19 protein-coding genes are annotated in these 19423 nt (G+C 70.7%); 10 read left to right on the top strand and 9 right to left on the bottom strand.

Features of this window, described 5'->3' with window-relative positions; translation table 11 throughout:
• The first annotated feature begins 299 nt into the window (after window positions 1-299).
• Entirely contained in the window at window positions 300-1403 is a 1104-nt protein-coding gene (locus ACIHFE_RS17450) for a citrate synthase 2 (RefSeq protein WP_400107371.1), read from the top strand.
• 133 nt (window positions 1404-1536) lie between these two features.
• Here ACIHFE_RS17450 and ACIHFE_RS17445 read toward each other — a convergent pair whose 3' ends face one another.
• Window positions 1537-4299 carry an FAD-binding and (Fe-S)-binding domain-containing protein gene (locus tag ACIHFE_RS17445; protein WP_400107369.1) on the bottom strand — a complete coding sequence of 921 codons (2763 nt, stop codon included), beginning with the start codon at window positions 4297-4299 and terminating at the stop codon, window positions 1537-1539.
• A gap of 162 nt (window positions 4300-4461) precedes the next feature.
• On the opposite strand from ACIHFE_RS17445, the gene serC reads away from it, so the two are divergent.
• The 5 genes from serC to ACIHFE_RS17420 all read left to right on the top strand — a co-directional run bounded on the left by serC (window position 4462) and on the right by ACIHFE_RS17420 (window position 8519).
• Complete coding sequence (gene serC / locus ACIHFE_RS17440) at window positions 4462-5580, top strand: phosphoserine transaminase (protein WP_400107367.1); 1119 nt, start codon at window positions 4462-4464, stop codon at window positions 5578-5580.
• A gap of 103 nt (window positions 5581-5683) precedes the next feature.
• On the top strand, window positions 5684-6109 hold the full coding sequence (locus tag ACIHFE_RS17435; protein ID WP_400107365.1) for a TIGR03668 family PPOX class F420-dependent oxidoreductase: 426 nt from the start codon (window positions 5684-5686) through the stop codon (window positions 6107-6109).
• 8 nt (window positions 6110-6117) lie between these two features.
• Window positions 6118-6798, top strand: coding sequence for a GDSL-type esterase/lipase family protein (locus ACIHFE_RS17430; RefSeq protein WP_400107363.1), 681 nt, complete (start codon window positions 6118-6120; stop codon window positions 6796-6798).
• 81 nt (window positions 6799-6879) lie between these two features.
• Window positions 6880-7473, top strand: a complete 594-nt coding sequence (locus tag ACIHFE_RS17425; RefSeq protein WP_400107361.1) for a Uma2 family endonuclease — start codon at window positions 6880-6882, stop codon at window positions 7471-7473.
• A gap of 68 nt (window positions 7474-7541) precedes the next feature.
• Window positions 7542-8519 carry an aldo/keto reductase gene (locus tag ACIHFE_RS17420; protein ID WP_400107359.1) on the top strand — a complete coding sequence of 326 codons (978 nt, stop codon included), beginning with the start codon at window positions 7542-7544 and terminating at the stop codon, window positions 8517-8519.
• Between the two features lie 124 nt (window positions 8520-8643).
• Here ACIHFE_RS17420 and thpR read toward each other — a convergent pair whose 3' ends face one another.
• Complete coding sequence (gene thpR / locus ACIHFE_RS17415) at window positions 8644-9213, bottom strand: RNA 2',3'-cyclic phosphodiesterase (protein WP_400107357.1); 570 nt, start codon at window positions 9211-9213, stop codon at window positions 8644-8646.
• Between the two features lie 18 nt (window positions 9214-9231).
• Here thpR and ACIHFE_RS17410 point away from each other — a divergent pair, with 18 nt between their 5' ends.
• The gene (locus ACIHFE_RS17410) at window positions 9232-9441 is read left to right on the top strand and encodes a hypothetical protein (RefSeq protein WP_400107356.1); all 210 of its coding nucleotides are present in this window, start codon (window positions 9232-9234) and stop codon (window positions 9439-9441) included.
• Window positions 9442-9488: 47 nt separating this feature from the next.
• Here the strand turns inward: ACIHFE_RS17410 and ACIHFE_RS17405 are convergent, their stop codons facing one another.
• Entirely contained in the window at window positions 9489-10049 is a 561-nt protein-coding gene (locus ACIHFE_RS17405; RefSeq protein WP_400107355.1) for a nitroreductase family protein, read from the bottom strand.
• A gap of 52 nt (window positions 10050-10101) precedes the next feature.
• Entirely contained in the window at window positions 10102-11220 is a 1119-nt protein-coding gene (locus ACIHFE_RS17400; RefSeq protein ID WP_400107353.1) for a helix-turn-helix domain-containing protein, read from the bottom strand.
• 154 nt (window positions 11221-11374) lie between these two features.
• Here ACIHFE_RS17400 and ACIHFE_RS17395 point away from each other — a divergent pair, with 154 nt between their 5' ends.
• Window positions 11375-11635, top strand: a complete 261-nt coding sequence (locus tag ACIHFE_RS17395) for a hypothetical protein (RefSeq protein ID WP_400107351.1) — start codon at window positions 11375-11377, stop codon at window positions 11633-11635.
• Window positions 11636-11729: 94 nt separating this feature from the next.
• On the opposite strand, the gene ACIHFE_RS17390 is transcribed toward ACIHFE_RS17395, so the two are convergent.
• The 5 genes from ACIHFE_RS17390 to ACIHFE_RS17370 all read right to left on the bottom strand — a co-directional run bounded on the left by ACIHFE_RS17390 (window position 11730) and on the right by ACIHFE_RS17370 (window position 16577).
• Complete coding sequence (locus tag ACIHFE_RS17390; protein WP_400107349.1) at window positions 11730-13118, bottom strand: MFS transporter; 1389 nt, start codon at window positions 13116-13118, stop codon at window positions 11730-11732.
• Between the two features lie 31 nt (window positions 13119-13149).
• On the bottom strand, window positions 13150-13590 hold the full coding sequence (locus ACIHFE_RS17385; RefSeq protein WP_400107348.1) for a MarR family winged helix-turn-helix transcriptional regulator: 441 nt from the start codon (window positions 13588-13590) through the stop codon (window positions 13150-13152).
• A 154-nt stretch (window positions 13591-13744) separates the two neighbouring features.
• The gene (locus tag ACIHFE_RS17380; RefSeq protein ID WP_400107346.1) at window positions 13745-14212 is read right to left on the bottom strand and encodes a hypothetical protein; all 468 of its coding nucleotides are present in this window, start codon (window positions 14210-14212) and stop codon (window positions 13745-13747) included.
• A gap of 311 nt (window positions 14213-14523) precedes the next feature.
• Window positions 14524-15012, bottom strand: coding sequence for a hypothetical protein (locus ACIHFE_RS17375; protein WP_400107344.1), 489 nt, complete (start codon window positions 15010-15012; stop codon window positions 14524-14526).
• Between the two features lie 98 nt (window positions 15013-15110).
• Complete coding sequence (locus tag ACIHFE_RS17370) at window positions 15111-16577, bottom strand: NCS2 family permease (RefSeq protein ID WP_400107342.1); 1467 nt, start codon at window positions 16575-16577, stop codon at window positions 15111-15113.
• Between the two features lie 159 nt (window positions 16578-16736).
• Between ACIHFE_RS17370 and ACIHFE_RS17365 the strand changes: the two genes are divergently transcribed.
• Together ACIHFE_RS17365 and ACIHFE_RS17360 are read left to right on the top strand one after the other, a co-directional pair.
• Window positions 16737-17027, top strand: a complete 291-nt coding sequence (locus ACIHFE_RS17365; protein ID WP_400107340.1) for a DUF2530 domain-containing protein — start codon at window positions 16737-16739, stop codon at window positions 17025-17027.
• Between the two features lie 20 nt (window positions 17028-17047).
• Window positions 17048-19414, top strand: a complete 2367-nt coding sequence (locus ACIHFE_RS17360) for an HAD-IC family P-type ATPase (RefSeq protein ID WP_400107338.1) — start codon at window positions 17048-17050, stop codon at window positions 19412-19414.
• Window positions 19415-19423 lie beyond the last annotated feature (9 nt).

The raw sequence follows: 19423 nt of genomic DNA, 5'->3' as shown, positions 1-19423 counted from the left end.
CGCGAAAATCACCTGGCGGGCGTGCGATGGCCGCCCACGCCGAGGACCCTGGTTTCCGGCTCGGCCCGGCATCCTGACGGAGGATGGGTGAAGGGCCGGGGTGAAGTGCGCCCGGACGGGGCATGACCGGGTAGACCGATACGGACCGCGAGCCTGATCCACAGCCGCGTAGCCGGTTCGGCCCGCCACAAGCAGCCGCAGCAACAGCAGACACCCGTAGCAGACATTCCGCCGACCACCGGCCGGAGACACCGGCAGGTCGGCGTTCGCTTGTCGAACACATCACGAGGAGCCGCCTGATGTCCGACTTCGTACCCGGACTCGAAGGAGTCGTCGCGTTCGAGACGGAGATCGCCGAACCAGACAAGGAAGGCGGCTCGCTCCGCTACCGAGGCGTCGACATCGAGGACTTGGTGGGCCAGGTCTCGTTCGGCAATGTCTGGGGCCTGCTGGTGGACGGTCAGTTCAACCCCGGCCTGCCGCCCGCCGAGCCGTTCCCCATCCCGGTGCACTCCGGTGACATCCGGGTGGACGTCCAGTCGGCCCTGGCCATGCTGGCCCCGGTCTGGGGCCTGAAGCCGCTGCTCGACATCGACGAGGCCACCGCCCGCGACAACCTGGCCCGCGCCGCGGTGATGGCGCTGTCCTATGTGGCCCAGTCGGCGCGCGGCCAGGGCCTGCCGATGGTGCCGCAGCGGGAGATCGACAAGGCGGAGACCATCGTCGAGCGCTTTATGAAGCGCTGGCGCGGCGAGCCCGACCCCCGCCATGTCAAGGCCGTGGACGCCTACTGGACGTCCGCCGCCGAGCACGGCATGAACGCCTCCACCTTCACCGCCCGGGTGATCGCCTCCACCGGGGCCGATGTGGCGGCCGCGCTGTCCGGCGCGGTGGGCGCCATGTCCGGGCCGCTGCACGGCGGGGCGCCGTCCCGGGTGCTGGGCATGATCGAGGAGATCGAGCGCACCGGTGACGCCACCGCCTATGTCAAGCAGGCGCTGGACAAGGGCGAGCGCCTGATGGGCTTCGGCCACCGCGTCTACCGCGCCGAGGACCCGCGCGCCCGGGTGCTGCGACGGACGGCCAAGGAACTGGCCGCGCCGCGCTATGAGGTGGCGGAGGCGCTGGAGAAGGCGGCGCTGGAGGAGCTGCACAACCGCCGCCCGGACCGGGTGCTGGCCACCAATGTGGAGTTCTGGGCGGCCATCGTGCTGGACTTCGCCGAGGTGCCCGCGCACATGTTCACCTCCATGTTCACCTGCGCCCGGACGGCCGGGTGGAGCGCGCACATCCTGGAGCAGAAGCGGACGGGCCGCCTGGTCCGTCCCTCGGCCCGCTATGTGGGGCCGGGCCCCCGGGACCCGCGGGAGGTCGAGGGTTACCCGGAGATGGCGGGCCGCTAGCCCACCAACGGGGCGGGCCCGGCCCGCCCCGTAAGGGGCGCCCCACAGGGGCGCGGGGCGGTTACCTCATGCGGCTCCGCCCCGTGGGCGCGACCAGCCCCGGACGACCCGCGGCCGACAGCGAACCCGCGCACTACCCCTCGCCCAGCGCAGCGCCCAGCACCTCCGCAAGGTGCAACCCCCGCCGCCCGGCAAGCTGGAGAAGCTGCGTACGGCACGAGAACCCGTCCGCCAGCAGCACCGCGTCCCGCGGCGCCGAACGAACCGACGGCAGCAACAATTCCTCCGCGCAGGCCACCGAAACCCCGTAATGGCCGCGTTCGAACCCAAAGTTGCCCGCCAGCCCGCAACACCCGGCGCTCAGCTCGCCGTTGAGCCCGGCCGCCGCCCTCAGCCGCCGCTCGGCCGTGTCGCCCAGCACCGCGTGCTGGTGGCAGTGGGTCTGTCCGGCCACCGGCCGGTCCACACGGGGCGGCGTCCAGCCGTCCAGCGCCTGGGCGAAGGTCAGGACGGAGGCGGCCAGTTGCCGCGCCCGTGGATCGTCCGGCAGCAGCTCCGGCAGATCGGTACGGAGCGCCGCGGCGCAACTGGGCTCCAGGACGACCACCGGGAGCCGGCCCAGCACCGGCTCCAGCCGGTCCAGGGTGCGCCGCATCACCCGCCGGGCCATACCGAGTTGGCCGGTGGACACCCAGGTCAGCCCGCAGCACACCGGCCCGGCCGGCAGCACCGGCGGCCGCCCGGCCGCCTCCAGTACCCGTACCGCCGCCCGGCCGACCTGTGGGGCGAAGTGGTTGGTGAAGGTGTCGGGCCACAGCAGCACCTCGGCCACCGCCGGAGCCTTCCGTTCCGCGAACCACCGCCGGAAGGTCCGCTCCGCCGGCAGCGGGATCTCCCGCTCCGGGGCCAGCCCGCCCACCGTCTTGAGCAGCGCGGCCAGCGGTCTCAGCCGGAGCGCCCGGGTAACCGGCGGAGCCACCCGCAGCCACAACGGCAGCCAGCCCATGGTGTAGTGGGCGGCGGGCCGCGGCCGTCCCGCGTAGTGGTGGTGCAGGAACTCCGCCTTGTAGGTGGCCATGTCCACCCCCACCGGGCAGTCGCTGCGGCAGCCCTTGCAGGACAGGCAGAGATCCAGTGCCTCGCGCACCTCCGGCGAGCGCCAGCCCTCGGTGACCACCTCGCCCGCCAGCATCTCGTGCAGCAGCCGGGCCCGGCCCCGGGTGGAGTGGCGCTCCTCCCCCGTGACCCGGTACGAGGGGCACATCACCCCCGAACCCGCCGTCTTCTCCCGGCACTTGGCCACCCCCACACAGCGCCGCACCGCCCCCGCGAAGTCCCCGCCGTCCCCCGGGTAGGAGAACTCCACCGGCACCGGCCGCCGGGGCAGCACCTCGAAGCGCAGGTTCCGGTCCAGCCGGTGGGGGCGGACCAGCATGCCCGGGTTGAGCCCGCCGGCCGGGTCCCAGAGGTCCTTGAACCGCTCGAAGACGCGCACCAGTTCCGGCCCGTACATCCTGGGCAGCAGTTCGGCGCGCGCCTGCCCGTCGCCGTGCTCCCCGGACAGCGAGCCGCCGTAGCCCACCACCAGCTCGGCCAGGTCGGCGGAGAACGCCCGGAACCGGCGCACCCCTTCCGCGCTCAACAGGTCGAAGTCGATGCGTACATGGACACAGCCCTCGCCGAAGTGGCCATAGGGCGCGCCCCGCAGCCCATAGCGGCGTAGCAGGGCGCGGAAGTCGCGCAGATAGGCGCCCAGCCGGGCGGGCGGCACCGCGCAGTCCTCCCAGCCCGGCCAGGCCTCGCCGCCGTCCGGCAGCCGGGTGGCGGTGCCCGCCGCCGCCTCGCGCAGCCGCCAGTACGCCCGCTGCCGAGCCGGGTCACCGACCAGGGCCGAGCTCGCCGCCGAGCCGGCCCGGCACAGTTCCCCGGCCCGGGCCCGGGCCTCGGCCACGCTCTCCCCGCCCGCCTCGGCGAACAGCCAGGCGGCCCCGTCCGGCAGGCCATGCCCCTCCGGCACCAGGTCGGCGGCCATGCCCTCCACGGTCAACGGGCCGTGCGGCAGCAGCAGATGGGCGGCGTCGGCGGCCGCGCTCTCGTCCGGGTAGCCCAGGACGGCCAGCACCCGCGCCGCGGGCGGGCGCACCAAGCGCACGGTGGCCTCGGTCAGCACTCCCAGGGTGCCCTCGCTGCCGGTGAAGGCCCTGGCCATATCGGTGTGCCGTTCGGGCAGCAGGGCGTCCAGGGCGTATCCGGAGATCCGGCGCGGCAGTTGGGGGAATCCGGTGCGCAGCAAGGCCCGTTCCGCCGCGATCAGGGCCTCGATGCCCTCCGCCAGCCGGGCCGGCAGCCCTTCGGTGCCCCGCCCCAGTACGGCCCGTTCACCCCCATAGGTCAGCACCTGAAGCTCCCGGACGTTGTCCGCGGTGGTGCCCCAGATCACCGAGTGGGCGCCACAGGCGTTGTTGCCGATCATTCCGCCCAGGGTGCAGCGGGCATGGGTGGAGGGGTCCGGCCCGAAGGTCAGACCGTGGGCGCCGGCCGCCGCGCGCAGCTCGTCCAGCACCACCCCCGGCTGCACCACGGCCGTACCCGCCTGTGGGTCAAGGGACTTGACCCGGTTCATATAACGGGTGAAGTCCAGCACCACGCCCTCGCCCGTGGCCTGCCCGGCGGTCGAGGTGCCGCCGCCGCGCGGCACCACCGGCACCCGGTGTTCACGGCAGACGGCCAGGACCGCGGCCACATCCTCGGTGTCCCGGGGCGCCACCACGCCCCGGGGGACCCGGCGGTAGTTGGAGGCGTCCATGGTGGTCAGCGCGCGGGCGGCGGCGGAGAAGTCCACATCCCCGCGGACCACCGCGCGCAGCGCGCCCGCCAGTTCGTCATGATCGGCCATGGCCAGAGCCTGCCCCGCCCATCAGCGGCCCTACCGGACCGGCCCAAATCCCGCCGGGACGGACGGACGTCCGCCCCGGGCCCGGCACGGGTCCGGCGGAACGGACCGTCTCAACCAGCGGACCGCCCGTCCCGGTGCGGTGCCAGCGTTTACGCTTCGCCTGTGGCTGATATCCAGATCCCCGCTGACATCAAGCCCGCCGATGGTCGCTTCGGCGCGGGCCCGTCCAAGGTGCGTCCGGAGGCGCTCGCCGCCCTGGCGGCCACCGGCACCTCCCTCCTCGGCACCTCCCACCGCCAGGCCCCGGTGAAGAACCTGGTGGGCGAGGTACGCCAGGGACTTCGCGAGCTGTTCTCCCTCCCCGAGGGCTACCAGGTGGTCCTGGGCAACGGCGGCTCCACCGCCTTCTGGGACGTCGCCACCCATGGTCTGATCGAGTCCCGGTCGCAGCATCTGTCGTTCGGCGAGTTCTCCTCGAAGTTCGCCAAGGCGGCCCGGCTGGCGCCCTGGCTCCAGGAGCCGTCCATCGTCTCCGCCGAGCCGGGCACCCACCCCGAGCCCCGGGCCGAGGCGGGGGTGGATGTCTACGCCCTGACCCACAACGAGACCTCCACCGGTGTGGCCATGCCGATCCGCCGGGTCACGGGCGCGGACGACGGGGCGCTGGTCCTGGTGGACGCCACCTCCGGCGCGGGCGGTCTGCCGGTGGACGTGACGGAGACCGACGTCTACTACTTCGCCCCGCAGAAGTCCTTCGCCTCCGAAGGCGGCCTGTGGATCGGCCTGTTCTCCCCGGCGGCCCTGGAGCGCGCCGCCCGGGTGCACGCCTCCGGCCGGCACATTCCGGAGTTCTTCTCGCTGCCCACCGCGATCGACAACTCCCTGAAGAACCAGACCTACAACACCCCCGCGCTGTCCACCCTGTTCCTGCTGAACGAGCAGCTGAAGTGGATCAACGGCCAGGGCGGGCTGGACTGGGCGGTGCGCCGCACCGCCACCTCCGCCCGGACGCTCTACAACTGGGCCGAGGCGTCCAAGTACGCCACCCCCTTTGTCGCCGACCCCGCCCAGCGGTCCGCGGTCATCGGCACCATCGACTTCGACCCGGAGATCGACGCCTCCGCCATCGCCCGGGTACTGCGCGCCAATGGCATCGTGGACACCGACCCCTACCGCAAGCTGGGCCGCAACCAGCTGCGGGTGGCGATGTTCCCGGCCATCGACCCGGCGGATGTCGAGGCGCTGACGGCCTGCGTGGACTACATCATCGAGCGCCTGTGACCGCGCCGTTGGGCCCGGGGCGGCGCGCCCCGGGCCCAACGGCCCCGGCACTCCGGTGACCTCCCGGCCTGCGCCGACGGCCTTCCTGTGCTGGGCTGGAGCCATGACCGCCCTCCCGCCCGCCGAGGCCCGGGCCCGCTTCGCGGCCGCCCCGGTCGCCCGGCTGGCCACGGCCGACCCGAGCGGCCTGCCCCATCTGGTACCGGTCACCTTCGCGTTGGACGAGGGCGGCACCCTGTACTTCGCCATCGACACCCTCAAGCCCAAACGCACCACCGACCTGCGCCGGCTGCGCAATATCCGCGCCAACCCCCGGGTGGCGCTGCTGGTGGACCACTACGCGGACGACTGGTCCCGGCTGTGGTGGGTACGGGCCGACGGCCAAGCGGAGATCGAGGACGACCCGGCCCGCCGCCGGGCCCCGGTAGACCTGCTGTGCGCCAAGTACCCCCAGTACGCGGGGCGTCCACCGGACGGCCCGGTAGTGACGGTCCGGGTACAGCGCTGGCGGGGGTGGGCGGCTGCTTGAATGCAGCCATGCGTTTGATGTTCGTCGGCGACTCCATGACCATCGGCAGCGCCGGTGACCTCACCTGGCGCTACCGCATGTGGCAGCACCTGTGCGCCAACTACGGCCGTCCGTTCCGCGTGGTCGGCCCGCACCATGAGCTGTACGACCCGGCCACCGACGCGGCGACCTCGCTGGACTACGGCGCCGCCGACTTCCCCGAGCACGCCCGGGCGCACCTGGCCGGCTGGGGGCGCGGCTGGCAGCACTTGGCGCCCCTCATCGGGGACGCGGTGCGCACCCACCGGGCCGACACCCTGCTGATCTCCCTGGGCCTGATAGACCTCGGCTTCTACACCAACGCCGAGCAGACGGCGGCCAATGTGCGGCACTTCTTCGCCGGGGCGAGGGCGGCGAACCCGCGCCTGCGGGCCGTGCTGCTGCCCGTGATCCACAACGTCCGGGCCCGGGATGAGCCGGAGTTCGGGGCGGAGGTCGTGCGCTTCAACGAGTTGCTCGCGAAAACGGTCGCGGACCTGGACCAGCCGGGGTCACCGCTGCTGCTGGCATCCCTTCCGGAGGGCTGGGACATGGTGTGGGACACCCATGACGGCACACACCTGAGCGCGCGGGGCGAGCACCGGCTGGCGGGGGCATTCGCGGATGCGATGTGGCAGGGGTGGGAGGTGGGCGGGCTGTACGGGCATTGACGAGAGCGTGTCCCGCTCGCCGTGCGTATCGTTGTACTGCGCGGCTGCCCGCGACCGTGCGGCGGCGGGGAGGAGCGCCACGTGACCGTCGTAGAGATCGACAGGATCGAGATGGCCGACAACAGCAACGAGCTGAGCCTTGACGCGATGTTCGACATGCTTGAGAAGCTGCCTGTCCCCGAAGGAGTCAAGGTCGAGATCGTCGGGGGGAACATCTTCATGTCGCCGCAGCGGAACGTCCACTGGCAGATCATCCGCCGCATCATGCATGCCCTCGAAGACAAGTTCGGGAGGGAGTCCGACATCCTGACGGACGTACGCATCGACTTCCCGGGAACCCTGAACGGCTTTGCACCCGACCTCGCGAAATTCCGCGATGACGCTGCCCGCGACCCCAAGGGCCCATGGCTCGCCGCAGATGTCGAGTTCATCGCCGAAGTGATCTCCAAGGACACCGCCACCAACGACTACGGCCCCAAGAAGACTGCCTACGCAACCGCCGAAGTCCCGGCGTTGCTGATCGTCGACCCGTACACGGGGCGTTGCCACCTCCATACCGACCCCAAGGAAGGTGAGTACACCAGCGAGTTGACCGTCACCTTCGGTCACCCGATCGATCTCACGCAAACCCCGGCCGGCATCACCCTCGCCACCGAGGACTTCCCCCGGGACTGACCACCCGCCGCGCCCTCGAAAGAGTCACCCTTGAGTCGATCAAGCCGACCGCAGTTGGCTACGGACCCATGGAGTACACGCAACTCGGGCGTACGGGACTGAAGGTCAGCCGGATCGTCCTCGGCACCATGAACTTCGGGCCGGCCACGGACGAGACCGAAAGCCACGCGATCATGGACGCCGCGCTGGACGCGGGCGTCAACTTCTTCGACACCGCCAATGTGTACGGCTGGGGCGAGAACAAGGGCCGCACCGAGCGGATCATCGGCAGCTGGTTCGCCAAGGGCGGCGGCCGCCGCGAGAAGGTGGTCATCGCCACCAAGGGCTTTGGCTCGATGGCACCGGACGACACCCACTGGCCCAATGAGGCCCGGCTCTCCGCGCTGAACATCCGACGCTCGGTGGAGGGCAGCCTGCGCCGGCTGGGCACCGACCACATCGATCTCTACCAGTTCCACCATGTGGACCGCCGGACTCCCTGGGAGGAGATCTGGCAGGCCATGGATGTCCTGGTCCAGCAGGGCAAGGTGCTCTACACCGGCTCCTCCAACCACGCCGGCTGGCATCTGGCCCAGGCCAGTGAGACGGCCCGGCGGCTGGGCTCCTACGGCCTGGTGAGCGAGCAGTGCCTGTACAACCTGGTGGAGCGGCGCGCCGAGATGGAGGTGATCCCGGCGGCCCGGGCCTATGGACTGGGGGTGATCCCCTGGTCACCGCTGGCCGGCGGGCTGCTGGGCGGGGCGATCCGCAGGTCCGACGAGGGCGGTGGACGGTCCGCCGAGGCCCTGGCCAAGGCCGAGAACCGGGACCAGATCCAGCGCTATGAGGACCTGGCCGACAAATACGGCCTCAAGCCCGGTGAGCTGGCCCTGGCCTGGCTGCTCACCCGTCCCGGGGTGACCGGTCCGGTCGTGGGGCCGCGTACCGCCGCCCAGCTGGAGTCGGCGGTCCTGGCCGTCGGGCTGCGGCTGCCGGAGCAGCTGCTGACCTCGCTGGAGGAGCTGTTCCCGGGGCCGGGCGAGTCACCGGAGGCCTTCGCCTGGTGAGCGCCGGGGCAGGGGTTACCTGACCGCCGCCACCACGGCGATGACGACGAGCATCAGGGCGAGCGCCCCGGTCATGATCCGGTTTCTGGTCTTGGGGTCCACCCCTTGAGCGTAACCGGCCGGATCAGTGCCCCAGGTCCCAGGCCCGTACGCCTTCGTACCTGGGGCGCTCGCCCGGCTGCCCGGAGCCGGGGAGGTGGCTGCGGACCAGCTCCAGGCGCCCGACCCGCCAGGGGGTGCCGGTGAAGCCGGCCAGGGCGTCCGCGAAGGGCCGCAGGTTCACCCGGGCCCTGCCGGTGGCCCGGGCCAGGGTGAGGTGGGCGTGGAAGGGCCGCGACTCGTCCACCGCCACCCCGGAGCGGCGGGCCGCGGCGCCCGCCGAGCGGGCCAGCGCCCGCAGGGTCTCCAGCTCGCCCTCGGCCCCCGCCCACAGGGTGCGGTCCCCGAACCGTCCGCCACCGGCCAGCCGGACCTCATGCGGCGGATGCCGGCGCGCCGCCCGGCCCAGCCGCTCGTCCAGCTCGGGCAGCAGCTCCTCCCCCACCTCGCCCAGGAAGACCAGGGTGAAGTGCCAGGTGGCGGGGTCGGTCCAGCGCAGCCGGTCCGCGTGCGGCAGGGCGTGCAACTGCTGGGCGGCACGGCCCAGTTCGGTCAGGGCCGCTGAGGGCGGGGTCACTGCGACAAACAGGCGCATGGAGCTAGTGTCGCCCGGATGAAGCCCGATGCCGTGGAGATCAGGAGGGGCGGGGTGGCCGACATCCCCGCGATACTCGCCCTGCTGGACGCCGCCGTGCTGTGGCTCAACGCCCAGGGCGCCCTGCTCTCCCACGCGGTGGCCGAGACCCGCCGGCAGGGCTTCACGCCCACGGAGCGGGTGCTGGTGCGGGAGAGTCCGGTGCAGGTGCTGGAGCGGCGGGTGTGAGGGTCGGCCGCCGTCTCCGCCCCGGCCTGGCCTGCCCCGTCGCGGCGTTAGTCCGACAACGTCCAGGGTCCGGACCGCAGTTCGGCGATGCTGCGCCGCTCACGGCTCACCGGCGGCTCGTCGGCGGCCCTGCCAAGCGCGATCATGGAGACGATCGCCCATCCCGGACTCGGACTCAGTTCTTCGGTAAGACCTGCCATGTCGAAGGCCCGGAACTGGTGGGCGGCCAGCCCCATCACCTGGGCCTGGACGGTCAGGTGGGCGACCGCCTGGCCGAGGTCGTAGTCCGCGAACTCGGAGTAGAGCAGCTCGGTGTCTTCCACGTAGCGGTGCGCCAGGGTAACGACCAGCAGGCCGGCATCGGTCGCCCACCGGGCCGAGCTGGGCGCGAGATGACGCACCAGCCGCTCGTGGTCCCGCTCACCGGGCCGTCCGGTGAAGAACCCCCACGGCTGGGAGTTCCCCGCGGACGGCGCCCACCGCGCGGCTTCCAGCAGCAGCCCGAGGGAACGGTCGTCGACCGTGGCCGACGGGTCGAACTTGTGCGGGCTAAACCGTTCCGCCAGCAGGGGGTGGATGCCGCCGGACACTTCCAGATCATGTTGCATATCGCAGTGCAACCGGCTGCCCCGCGGCCGCATTCCGGCCCATGGCCGCTGCCTATAGCGTGGTCGCGACGTCCCGCGCCACGTCGCACAGCCGGCTGGGCGCCTCGGAGGTACGAACGAGCTCACAAAGCGTCGCCCGAAGCCTTCGGCGGCTGCGACCCGAGGTGACGATTTCCAGAACCGGGAGGATGGACAGCAGCGTGGACTCGCATTCGCGCCACGCCCGCCCGTGGGCGTAGGCGGTCAGCAGGGCGACGCTGTAGTACAGGTTCACCCGACGATTGGGGTCGGCGCCCGCCGAGAGTTCAAGCGCACGCCACAACTTGGGTACGGCGGCATTCGGTTCACCCAGGGCCAGCATGGCTTCCCCCTCGTGTCCGGTGAGCTCACGATCGTCGACCCACCAGGTCCAGGAAGGATCCCGGCGCGATATCGAATCGTCCAGCGCACTGCGCGCCGCCATGAAGTCCCGCAAGGCACCTTGGCGCGACCCCGCGACAGCCAACGACCGCGCTCGGCGAATACGCGCCAGCAGCGCCACCCTCGGGGGGATGCGCGATTCGCCGAGAAGCTGGTCGGCAATGCGCAGTGTTTCGTTCGGCCGTTGATGCTCGATTCCATGCATTGCCAGCATATCGAGGGCGAACCACTGGATCGGCCGGTCGCCGGCCTGGACCGCGAGGATGTGCGACTCAAGAAAGGCCGACCTGGACTCGGTCACCCGCTCGGCATCGAAGAGCAACCATCCGGCGATTTCGGCGAGTTCCGCCAACATGCCCAGGTACCCGAGCTGCGAGCGGCTTGGTACCGACCCGCTGTCCAGTTTCCTCTGACCGGTCCGCCAGACCTGCACCGCAGCGGATGCCACGGCGTCGCCGCCATGGCGGTTGTCATGGTCCAGGAGGTGGCGAACCGTGGCACGCATATGCCGGAGTTCGTCATCGGCGCCCACCACGTCGGGCACACCGTTCGCGACCACTGAGGCCGCCAGTTCACCATCTGCCGCCAGAACCCGGTCCAGGGCAAGGGCAAGGCTCTTGGAGGGCTGCTGCTTCCCGTTCAGCACCCGGGACACGTAAGCGATGTCGTACTGGGCGGCTTTCGCCGCGGCTCGCATGGACATTCCCTTGGCGTCCAGAGCGTCTCGCAGACGGGAAGCAAAGTCACTCACCGTTCGCCTCCGGGGGCGTTGACCATAGCCCTCAAGAATAGTCAACGTCCGTCAACTCCCGCCGGACTTCCCGCATCCGGTGTCATGGCAGCCCGGACCCCGGCGACCGAGCAACCGGTCCCGGGCCTTGGCCGACGCTGACAGGAGCGCTGATATGCCCGACCCCACCCACCGCCCGCCCACCGGGACCACCGCACCGCCGCACCGGCCCGCCAAGGGCTCGTTCGTGGTCGACACCGCCCGGAACCGGGTCGGGCAGGTCATGGACCACCTGGAGTCCCGCGTCCAACTCCGGCCGGTTCAGGGTGGGCTGGAGTGGGACGCCCGGCCCGAGGACGTACGTCCGGCGAGCTCCGCCGAGGTGCTGAGCGCCAAGGTCAAGGCGGTCAACGCCGCCGGGAGGACGGAGAGGTGAGCCAGCTGCTCAGTACCCCGTTCGAAGCCGCCCGCGAGTGGGCGTCCCGCCCCGGGCCCGCCGGAACGAATCCGGCGGGCCCGGGACACAACCATCAGGCGGCCGGCGCCACCGCCGCCTCCGGACGCTCGGTCCGCTCGCGGGGGACGAACACCAGGTGTTCATGGCCCCGCCGCAGGTCCACCTTGAGGCGGACGCCCGCGTGGCGGGCCAGGGCCAGGCCGATGCCGGCCGCGGCCAGGGCGGAGATCACTCCGCCGGAGAGGAAGCCGACGCGGGGACCGTAGGTGTCGGTGATCCAGCCGACCAGCGGCGCGCCCAGCGGGGTGCCGCCCATGAAGACCATCATGAACAGGCTGATCACCCGGCCGCGCAGCGCGGGGTCCGAGGCCAGCTGGACACCGGAGTTGGCGGTGACATTGATGGTCAGGCCGCATACGCCGATGGGCACAAGGAGGACCGCGAACACCCAGAACGAGGGGGCGAGCGCGGCGGCGACCTCCAGCACACCGAAGGCCAGCGCGGACCCGTAGAGCAGCCGGCGGCGCGAGCTGCCGCGGCGGGCGGCGAGCAGGGCGCCCACCAGGGAGCCGGACGCCATCAGGGTGTTGAGCAGGCCGTAGGTACCGGCGCCGGCGTGGAAGACATCACCCACGAAGGCGGTCAGCCAGATGGGGAAGTTGAAGCCGAACATGCCGATGAATCCGACCAGCACAATGGGCCAGATCAGATCCGGCTTCTGCCGGACATGGCGCAGCCCCTCACGCAACTGCCCCTTGCCGCGCGGAGTCCGCTCCGAGGGCTTGTGCAGTTCGCCGGTGCGCATCAGCAACAGGCCGGCGATGGGGGCCAGATAGGACAGGCCGTTGAGGAGGAAGGCCGCGCCGCTGCCCACCGCCGTGATCAGGACACCGGCGACGGCCGGACCGACCAGCCGGGCGGACTGGAAGTTGGCCGAGTTGAGGCTGACCGCGTTGCGCAGCTCCGCGGGGCCGACCATCTCGGCGACAAACACCTGGCGGGCCGGGTTGTCGACCACGGTGACCACACCGAGTGCGAAGGCCGTCAGGTAGACATGCCAGACCTGGACGTGTCCGGAGAGGGTGAGCACCGCCAGGCCGAGCCCGGTGAGGCCGCTGGCCGTCTGGGTGATCAGCAGCAGCCGCCGCTTGGGGAAGCGGTCGGCGATCACACCGCCGTAGAGCCCGAACAGCAGCATGGGCAGGAACTGCAGGGCCGTGGTGATGCCGACGGCCGCGGAGGAGCCGGTGAGGCTGAGCACCAGCCAGTCCTGGGCGATGCGCTGCATCCAGGTGCCCGTGTTCGAGACGACCTGACCCAGGAAGAAGAGCCGGTAGTTGCGGACGCGCAGCGAGCTGAACATGCCTCCCTTGGACGCCGGTTGGCGCAGAGAGGTGGTGGGTGCGTCGTCGTTGGGGTGGTTCGGTGCGGGTGCGGAGTCTGCTCCGGGTCCCGAACTCAAAGTGGGTTCGCCTCCTTTGCGGCAACTGCGGTTACAGATGCGCGAGTTTCTCCAGTACGGGCGCGGCGGCCCGCAGGGTCGCCCACTCGTCCTCGTCCAGCCGTCCGGCCAGCTCGGCGAGCCAGGCATTGCGCTTGCGCCGGCTCTCCTCGAGCATGGCCTCGGCCCGCTCGGTCTGGGTCACCACCTTCTGGCGGCGGTCCTCCGGGTGTGGCTCCAGCCTGACCAGCCCCTTGCTCTCCAGCAGCGCCACGATGCGGGTCATCGAGGGCGGCTGGACATGCTCCTTGCGGGCCAGCTCACCCGGGGTGGCGGAGCCACAGCGGGCGAGGGTGCCCAGCACCGACATCTCGGCGGGGCTGAGCGACTCGTCCACCCGCTGGTGCTTGAGCCGCCGGGACAGTCGCATCACACCCGAGCGCAGGGCGTTCACGGCGGCGGCGTCTTCGGCGGCACGGGAAAGGTCCGGCATGTTTATTAGATTAACTCATTACCTCGCCTAAGGAAAGTCGATATCGGGGGCGCACGGGAGCGGGCCCTGTCACACCCGGGGCACGGGTGCGACAGGGCCCGCTCATCGCCGGCCTTCTCGCCGGTCCGGCGCTACCGGCGGCTCAGCAGCAGAACTACGCCAGAATCTCCGCGTAGCACGTCTGCACGGCGCCCCCGTTGATCCGGTACTCGACCTTGGCCTCGTAGGAGAACAGGGGGAACCAGTCTTGGTACTCCCGGGCGACACTGTTGGTGGCGGCGGTCAGCTGGCCGCCGTCCTTGACGGTCTTGTCCGTCGAAGCGAGCGGCGTGACATAGATCGGCGCCGGAATCTTGTTGCCGTCGTACCACTTGCCCAGCGTCACCTTGGTGATGGTCACCTGCTTACCGTCGGGCGCGGTGCCCACAGCACGCACCTGCGCGTTGTCACCGGTGGTGTACTGAACGTGCGCACACACCTGGACGGCGCCCTTGGTGCAGTTGACGACGCCATCGGTGAACCCGTCCGCCGCCGAAGCCGGAGCCACCCCGACACCGGCCAGCACGCCGCCCAGTGCCACCGCGCCGAGGCCGGCGGTCATTCTGCGCTTGAGATTGCTCACGAAAAACACTCCCTGTCGTGATCATTTGCGGTCAACCGCGAGACTGGCAGCGGAACTTGGAGGAACCTTGGACTCCGCCTCAGTTGTCGACGAGTTCCGCCGCCGACGCCGAGGTGACCCCTGCACCGGCCAGCACGGAGCCCAGCGCCACGGCGCTGAAATCCGGTGGCCGCCCTGCGCAGTGAGTTGTTCACGAAAAACGCTCCCTGTCGTGATCCTCCCGAGGTCAACGGGGGGGGACTGACAGGGAGCGTTGAAGGAACCTTGGATTCCGGCCCTGGGCGACGTCAGCCGCCCGGGGCAGCACAGGCTTACGACCAGGTGCAGTTATGCGGCGTGTAGTCGCTGACGGTCGCGCTGACGGTCTTCAGGGCGCCGCCGTTGACGCGGTACTGCACGGTGGCCGAGTGGTCGACGCCGTTCATCCACAGGCAGTACCACTGGACGCCGGCGGTGGTGGCGATCTGCTGCCCCCCGCTGGTGACCACCTGGTCCGTCACCGCCTGCTGGTAGCTGGAGGGCGGGACCGGCACCTTGTTGGGGTAGGCGGTCTCGTCCAGCGTCACCTTCACGATGCTCACCGACTGCCCGGCGGGGGCGGTGCCCACCGCGCGCACCTGGAGGTGCTCCCCGGTCTGGGTGTACTGGACATGTGCACAGACCTGGTCGGCGCACTGCACCCCGTAGTCCTGGAAGTCGTCGTCGGCGGCGGACGCCGAACCCGCGCCGGCTCCGGCCAGCACCACGCCCAGCACCATGGCCCCCAGGCCGGCGGCCGTTCTGCGCTTCAGGTTGTTCATAAAGAAACGCTCCCTGTCGTGATCTCCCCGAGGTCAACGGGGAGATCACGACAGGGAGCGTTGGAGGAACGATCGATTCCGCCCCAAGGCGCCGTCCGCTACTTGGCGCCCAGCAACTGCTCGATCGGATTGAGCATGAAGTACACCAGGAAGCAGGCCCCGACCACATTCAGCAGCCAGGGGATCTCCCGGGTCCGGCGGTCGGCGATACGCAGCAGGATGAAGGCCAGCACGCCGATGCCGATGCCATTGGTGATCGAGTAGGTGAACGGCATGGTGACGATCGTCAGGAACGCCGGGATGGCGATGGTGAAGTCGCTCCAGTCGATCGCCCGGACATTGGACGCCATGATCAGGAAGCCCACCACCACCAGCGCCGGGGTGGCCGCCTGGGCGGGGACCACGGTGGCCAGCGGGGTGAAGATCAGGGCGAGCAGGAAGAGGCCGCCGGTCATCAGGTTGGCCAGGCCGGTGCGGGCGCCCTCGCCCACGCCGGCGGTGGACTCCACAAAGCAGGTGTTGGCGGAGGCCGAGCCCAGGCCGCCGGCCGCCACCGCGACGCCGTCCATCATCAGGATCTTGCCCATGTTGGGCAGCTGGCCGTCGGGGCCGGTCAGTCCGGCCTCCTCGCCGACGCCGATGATGGTGCCCATCGCGTCGAAGAACCCGGACAGCAGCACGGTGAAGACAAACAGGCAGCCGGTGAGGTAGCCGACCTCATGGAAGCCGCCGAACAGGCTGATCTTGCCGATCAGGCCGAAGTCGGGGGCGCCGACCACCTTGTCCGGGATGCGCGGGATGCTCAGGCCCCAGCTGAGGTCGGGGATGACCGCCATCTCATTGATCAGGATGGCCAGGAAGGTGGTCACCACGATGCCGATCAGGATGGCGCCGGAGGTCTTGCGGACCACCAGGATGAAGGTCAGCGCCAGCCCGAAGGCAAAGACCAGCACCGGCCAGCCGTGCAGCTGCCCGCCCTGGCCCAGGGACATCGGGACGGTGGTGTGCGCGGCGTCCGGGTTGCGGGAGACAAAGCCGGAGTCCACCAGGCCGATCAGCGAGATGAACATGCCGATGCCGATGGCGATGGCCCGGCGCAGCCCGTTGGGGATGGCGTCCATGACGCGCTGCCGGAGGCCGGAGGCGACCAGGACCATCAGGACGAGGCCGGCCAGGACCACCATGCCCATGGCGTCCGGCCAGCTCATCTTGGGAGCCAGCTGGAGCGAGACCACCGCGTTGATGCCCAGGCCGGCGGCGCAGGCGATGGGGACATTGCCGATGGCACCCATCAGCACCGTGGTCAGCCCGGCCAGCAGGGCGGTGGCGGTGACCAGTTGGGCATTGTCCAGCTGGTGCCCGAACTTGTCGTGACCTGACCCAAGAATGATCGGGTTCAGCACGATGATGTAGGCCATCGCAAAGAAGGTGGCCAGACCCCCGCGCACCTCCCGGGCAATGGAGGAGCCCCGCTCGGCGATCCGGAAGTACCGGTCGAGCAGACCGCCGGACGGTTCCTGGGGCGGTTGCTGGGCGTCGACGGCGGCTGCGGCCGAGGAGGACATACGGAGACCTTTTGGAGTATCGAACAAAAGAGAACGGTCGGATCCGGTCCGGTTCAGTATGAATAAACAAGCGCCGAATTGCTATCTCCGCGCGTAGACCCCTATGGGCTCTGGGATCCGCCCAAGATCACCTGAAGCGGACGGACTAGGCTGGCCGCCATGACGAAGTGGACCCCCACCCATGAGGCGCCGGAGCCCCTGGAGGGCAATGTGGTCGCCACTGTCACCGGCGGCACCCTGCTGTGGTTCGTCCTCTTCCTGGGCCTGCTGCCGTTCTACGGCTGGCTGGACGACCATGGCCACCTGTGGTGGCTGTGGACCTGCCTGGCCGGCGGCGGACTGGGCCTGATCGGCGTCTGGTACGTGCGCAAGCGGGACGCCGCCATCAAGCGGCATCAGGCGGCCCAGCGGGCGGCCGGGAACACTCCCCCGGCAGGTGAAGCGGGCTGACCGCCCGTACCGTCGGAGGCATGAGTGGTCCGGCGCCGCCCGCGCTGAGCGGGCTGACCGCGCGCGAGGTCGCCGAACGGGTGGCCAGGGGCGAGGTCAATGACGTACCGGTACGGTCCTCACGCTCGCTGGCGGAGATCGTCCGGGCCAATGTGTTCACCCGGTTCAACGCCATCATCGGCGTCCTCTTCCTGATCATCCTGATCGTCGGGCCCGTCCAGGACGGCCTCTTCGGCTTTGTGATCGTCGCCAACACCGCCATCGGCATCGTCCAGGAGCTGCGCGCCAAGAAGACGCTGGACTCGCTCGCCGTGATCGGCGAGGCCAAGCCCACCGTGCGCCGGGACGGACGGGCCACCGCCGTGCACACCGGCGAGATCGTGCTGGGCGACCTGATCGAACTGGGGCCCGGCGACAAATGCGTGGTGGACGGCGAGGTCGCCGAGTCCGACAGGCTGGAGATCGACGAGTCACTGCTCACCGGCGAGGCCGACCCGGTGCTCAAGAAGCCCGGGGACAAGGTGATGTCCGGCTCCTTTGTGGTGGCCGGCGGGGGCGCCTGCACCGCCACCAAGGTGGGACGGGAGGCATACGCCGCCCAACTGGCCGAGGAGGCCAGCCGGTTCACCCTGGTCCACTCCGAACTGCGCACCGGAATCAGCCAGATCCTCAAATATGTGACCTGGCTGATGCTGCCCGCGGCCCTCGGCCTGATCATCAGCCAGCTGGTGGTGCAGGAACACGACTGGCGGGAGGCGGTGCGCCGGATGGTGGCGGGCATTGTGCCCATGGTGCCCGAGGGGCTGGTGCTGCTCACCTCGGTGGCCTTCGCCATCGGCGTCATCCGGCTGGGCCGCAAGCAGTGCCTGGTCCAGGAGCTGCCCGCGATCGAGGGGCTGGCCCGGGTGGATGTGGTCTGCCTGGACAAGACCGGCACCCTCACCGAGGGCGGCATGGACGTCAGCGAACTGCGGCTGCTGGCCCGGGCCGAGGAGCGCCAGGTGCACCAGGTGCTGGGCGCGCTGGGCGATGCGGACCCCCGGCCCAACGCCAGCCTGCGGGCCATCATCGACGCCTATCCCAATGGGCAGAGCGGCTGGCACTGCACCCGGGCGCTGCCGTTCTCCTCCGCCCGCAAGTACAGCGGGGCCGCGCTGCGCGGCCCGGACGGCGAAACCGGCACCTGGCTGCTGGGCGCGCCCGATGTACTGCTCGCCGCGGGCGATCCGGCGCTCGGCCAGACCGAGGAGCTCAACGCCCAGGGCTTGCGGGTGCTGCTGCTGGCCCGGGCCGAACGGGAGCTGGACGACCCCCGGGTGGCCGAGGGGGTACGGCCCACCGCCCTGGTGGTGCTGGAACAGCGGCTGCGCCCGGACGCGGCGGACACCCTGCGCTACTTCGCGGAACAGGAGGTCGCCGCCAAGGTGATCTCCGGGGACAACGCGGTGTCGGTGGGCGCGGTGGCCGCCAAACTGGGCCTGCCCGGCGCCCAGTCCACCCTGGACGCCCGTCAACTGCCCGTGGTGCGCGAGGAGATGGGCGAGGCGCTGGACCGGGGCACGGTCTTCGGCCGGGTCACCCCGCAGCAGAAGCGGGAGATGGTGGGCGCGTTGCAGTCACGCGGCCACACCGTGGCCATGACCGGAGACGGCGTCAATGACGTACTGGCGCTGAAGGACGCGGACATCGGGGTGGCGATGGGCGCGGGCTCGGAGGCGACCCGGGCGGTCGCCCAGATCGTGCTGCTCGACAACAGCTTCTCGGTGCTGCCCTCGGTGGTGGCCGAGGGGCGGCGGGTGATCGGCAACATCACCCGGGTGGCCACGCTGTTCCTGACCAAGACGGTCTACTCGGTGCTGCTGGCGGTCCTGGTGGTGTGCACCCGGGTGCCCTATCCCTTCCTGCCCCGGCACCTGACCCTGCTGTCCACGCTGACCATCGGGGTGCCCGCCTTCTTCCTGGCGCTGGCGCCCAACAAGGAGCGGGCCCGGCCGCACTTCGTCCGCCGGGTGATGCGCTACGCCATTCCGGCCGGGCTGATCGCGGGGGCCGCCACCTTCGCCGTCTATCTGCTGGCGCGCGCCCACTACGCGGGGCAGAGCGGGGCGCTGGCCGCGGAGACCAGTGCGGCCACGCTGACCCTGTTCCTGGTCTCGCTCTGGGTGCTGGCGATCATTGCCCGGCCCTATACCTGGTGGCGGGTGGCACTGGTGCTGGCCATGGGGGCCGGGTTCCTGGTGGTGCTGGGGGTGCCCTGGTTGCAGCGGTTCTTCGCGCTCAAGCTGGTGGGTACGGCTCTGCCCTGGGCCGCGGTGGGGATCGCGGTGGCCGCCGCGGCCGTGCTGGAGTTCACCTGGCGGTGGGTGGGGCGACGGTTCCCCGCCTGAGCCCGGTGT

Source organism: Streptomyces sp. NPDC052396, assembly GCF_044593195.1.
Classification (GTDB): Bacteria; Actinomycetota; Actinomycetes; order Streptomycetales; family Streptomycetaceae; genus Streptomyces.
This window is presented reverse-complemented; position numbering and strand designations above follow the sequence as displayed.